3 protein-coding genes are annotated in these 3,779 nt (G+C 46.1%); all 3 read right to left on the bottom strand.

Annotated elements, in window-relative coordinates; genetic code table 11:
* Nucleotides 1-764, bottom strand: a 764-nt coding sequence (locus WBA89_RS23645; protein ID WP_424409865.1) for a CapA family protein, incomplete at its 3' end; no start/stop codon positions are given.
* A gap of 431 nt (nucleotides 765-1,195) precedes the next feature.
* Nucleotides 1,196-1,591, bottom strand: a complete 396-nt coding sequence (locus WBA89_RS23640) for an SH3 domain-containing protein (RefSeq protein ID WP_424409864.1) — start codon at nucleotides 1,589-1,591, stop codon at nucleotides 1,196-1,198.
* Between the two features lie 49 nt (nucleotides 1,592-1,640).
* A complete protein-coding gene (locus tag WBA89_RS23635; RefSeq protein ID WP_424409863.1) occupies nucleotides 1,641-3,500 on the bottom strand; it encodes an N-acetylmuramoyl-L-alanine amidase in 1,860 nt (619 codons plus the stop codon).
* Between the last annotated feature and the right edge of the window lie 279 nt (nucleotides 3,501-3,779).

The raw sequence follows: 3,779 nt of genomic DNA, 5'->3' as shown, positions 1-3,779 counted from the left end.
ACTAATTGTTTTTGTTGGGTGTTTGGCTGTCGCTGATATTCGTCGCCAAAATGCAGGGAAATTGCGATAATATCTGCTCCTTGTTTGCGGGCTTTGGCTATATCTTTGACTATTTTTTTTTCGTCGATTAGGGAAACTAAGTAGTCTTTGCCTTTGGGTATGGGGATGCCGTTTGTGCTGTAGGTGTAGGCGAGCATGGCTAGTGAAATATTGTTTTTGGTGATGATTAAAGTACGATCGCCCGTAGCTTTCGATTTGGCTGTTCCCGTAGAGGCAATTTGTCGATCGCCCAAATTTGCGATCGTCCTAATTATGCCTGTTTCTCCCCGATCCAAAGCATGATTGTTCGCAGTTGTCAAGATATTAAATCCGGCTTTTTTAGCAGCATCCAGTAATTGAGCCGGTGCGTTGAATAGGGGATATCCCGTATAGCCGCCGGCATCTTCGCCCGCTAAGGGTGTTTCGAGATTTCCCGTTACCCAATCGCCTTTTGAGAGGATGTTTTTAACTGGTGCGAAGAAACTGTCAAAATTGTATGTTTTCTTTTTTGCATCGTAGCCCGATCTCGTTTGGGTACTGTGCATCATGATGTCGCCGACAGCAATTAGTTTTGCTTCTTTAATCTCCGACTTTGGTGGGGCCAGAATCGCGGCGGGAATTGGCGATCTGCTTTCTGCAGGCTGCGTGTTGGTTTTTGGGGTTTGGATGTTGCAGCTTGCGATCGAAAGCATAGCAATTACCGAGAGCGATCGACTAAAATTCATAATTTTTAATACTGATATTAGTTCAAAAAAACAATGCAAGTGCAGGCAATATCCCAACTATTATAGGGGTTCTCAAGCTTGGTGAAGTATGCCCTATGCTCACTCCTGCCTATGCCCTATGCCCTATGCCCTATGCCCGCTCCTAGCATCTCATGTTACGCTCTAAAGGCTATATTATTTCATCAATTATTCAATAATATAACCCAACACTTTTGGGTGAAAAATACCGGGCAGTTTAAACCAGGTTTCATACAAGTTTGCACCCGCACCAGGAGGCTGGGCGAAGCCGAAAGTCCTGGTGCGGGTTGAATACCGGGCCGTTAAAATTACCTTATTGTCAGTTGGAGTTGCTAATCGCTTCAGACGATAATACCCCAACAATTGACAAGCTCAAAAAACCACCCACTATCACGAAAAAATCGCTAAATTCCCTATTGCCGCCACCTTTCAAATTGGTCTTCAGAACAACCATTGATAAATTTATTGTTCACCCAACCGTTAAGGATTGTCAAAGTTTCATTAGGAGGATTACCCGAAAATCTCGCCGCAATTTTCACCCAATCACCTTGTCGGGTGACGGCCCGAACTCCGTCTCCTCTTTTGAGTTTAGCTACAACCGGATACTTATTGCCGGGGCCTCTGCGAATGTTGACAGCGCCGCCTTCACCTGTAATAAAAGAGCATTGAGTTTGCTTTTTTAAAGCTTCTACTTTTTGGGGAGAAAGATTTTGCTGTCTGCCAAAAACTGGAAAGCTGTAAAGTGAGAAGCTTAAAGTTGCAACTGCGGCTGCAATAAAAAAGGCTTTTGATTGAGTCAAACTTAGCATTTATTTGAGCTCCTTGGGTTGGCAGGACTTCAGTCCTTGCTACTAAGTGTTATTTTACCGAAGCAAACCATTCGGTGATGCCTTGGGCGATGGCAGAAGCTAACTTCTGCTGTTCTGTCGGATTCACAATCCATTCAAATTCTTCAGGATTAATCATAAATCCCAATTCCATTAAAACAGATGGAGCAACGGCAGGACGAGTCATGGCTAAATTGTTCCAGAATACACCATAGCTCGGACGGTTTAACTTTGCAACTAAATAGTTGTGCAGAAACATTCCCAGACTGTGGGCTTGCGGATGAAACCAGAAAGCGCCGACACCTTTAGTATTAATTGCATCGCCGTTATCGGGCAAAGCATTGTAGTGGATTGAAATTGCGATCGCAGGTTCTTCTTTTTGAATCATTTCTACCCTCGGCGGCAAATCCAAATCGACATCTTCCACCCGCGTCATTACCACATTTGCACCCCGATTTACCAATTCTTCTCGCACTAATTTCGACACAGTTAAAGCTACTGTTTTTTCTCTAATCCCCACTGGACTCACAGCACCTCCATCCTCCGGCCCGCCGTGTCCCGGATCTAACAATATTTTAATTCCAGAAAGCGGCTTTTCTTGTGGAGCGGGCAAGATGCCCGCTCTAACTGGGGGATGTTTTAAAGACAGCACTAAAGTTGTGCCGTCGTATCTCAATTTGTAGCCCCACTGCTGGGCAGATTTGAGATTGAAAGTATATTGTACTTGCAGCGGCGATATTTGTTGCCAAACTAAACTCGAAATTACTGGGTCATCGTCGAGGCGAATAATGTCAGTTTGAGCGGTGGTATTGTACAGTGTTAAAGTGAAGGTGCGTTCTCCTTCTTGCACCGTGACTGGGACTGGTATTTCTAAGGGAAATAAGATTTCTGTCCAGCCTGGAACTTGACGCGATCGCGCGCTGCGAATAATCGATCGCGCGGGAACTGCATCCTTGACAATTTGCACTTCTGATGCTTTGATCCAAGCACCGTAATCGAGCCGAATCCATTCTCCCTCGCGCCCGATAACTGTTGCTCGCGTTCCCTTCGGCAGCGGTGTCATCCGAGAAAAATCTGTACTCGCCCCGGTTCTGGCGACACCAGGATCTGCTGTTACTTCGGCTATTTCTAACTCAGCCGGAGAGAGAATAGAAATCTTGCCGGTACCTTGCTGGCTGACAGTTCGATCGTTCATTGTTAGCTCAAATACTGGCAGTCCTAAATCAATTTTTTCTCCTTTTGGTAGGGAGGAGTTAGACTCATTTTCCCCGCTTGGCAAGGCGGCAGTAGACTCATAGCCCCCCCTTAGCAAGGTGGGGTTGGGGGGGGTTTTACCGCAGCCTTGATACTGTTCGCTGCTGCCTTTTTGAATTGGGGAGTTTTCACCTAACAGTACAGATTTGTTATCGGGGAGTTCGACTTGCGATCGCGCTTTTAAAGGAATAGTAACGCCAGCCAATTTTACCGCAACTAAAGCATTCGCCGGGGCGATCGCCCCAAAGCAAATATATTCCCCCGGTAAACTCGCGACATCGACTTTCGGCGTCAGAGAGTCTTTCGCAAAAGCCAATCCAGCGGGGACTTCCGGCTGATTCGACTCCCGCGTCACCTTAATTTGAACTTGCTGATTTTCGTAACGCAAGGTAAAGACATTTTCGCCTAATTGCAGGGGAAATGTCGGGGCGAAATGGCCCGCCCCGCTGCGCGGAATTTGTTGGCCATTTACCGATACTTGTCCGGTTGGGGGGGCGGTACCGATTAAAAAAATGCGATCGGCTATTGTTTTGTGGTTGGCGGGAGGATAGGCGACGGACAAAGGTTGAGCGGCCACAGCTACAGAGGCGATCGCAATTATCATCCCAAACACAATTAATCCTAAAAATTTTCTCATTCTACATCGCAACTAATGGAGACTCTGTTGGTTATTTATACTCGAACTTGCGCTAAACCCGGGAGAAATCTGGGAAGAAACCAGGTTTCTGAGGATTAGCCCTAAGTCCAATTTACTTTACTAGCCCAATTTTATCAGGTTTGCAGTTGCAATTGAGCGATCGGCAACATAAATTGCTACGTAAAACCGTTAAGTTTTAATCAATTCCGAGGGCGTTCTCCACAGTAAATCCAACCGATTCGCCGGCATCGTCAAATACAAAACATCCCCCGCACTCAG

The organism is Microcoleus sp. (assembly GCF_049646505.1).
Classification (GTDB): Bacteria; Cyanobacteriota; Cyanobacteriia; order Cyanobacteriales; family Microcoleaceae; genus Microcoleus.
This window is presented reverse-complemented; position numbering and strand designations above follow the sequence as displayed.

Bases quoted from the DNA above. Each gene is read 5' to 3' on its own strand.
- WBA89_RS23640 (WP_424409864.1), bottom strand. From the start codon at position 1,591: ATGCTAAGTTTGACTCAATCAAAAGCCTTTTTTATTGCAGCCGCAGTT.
- WBA89_RS23635 (WP_424409863.1), bottom strand. From the start codon at position 3,500: ATGAGAAAATTTTTAGGATTAATTGTGTTTGGGATGATAATTGCGATC.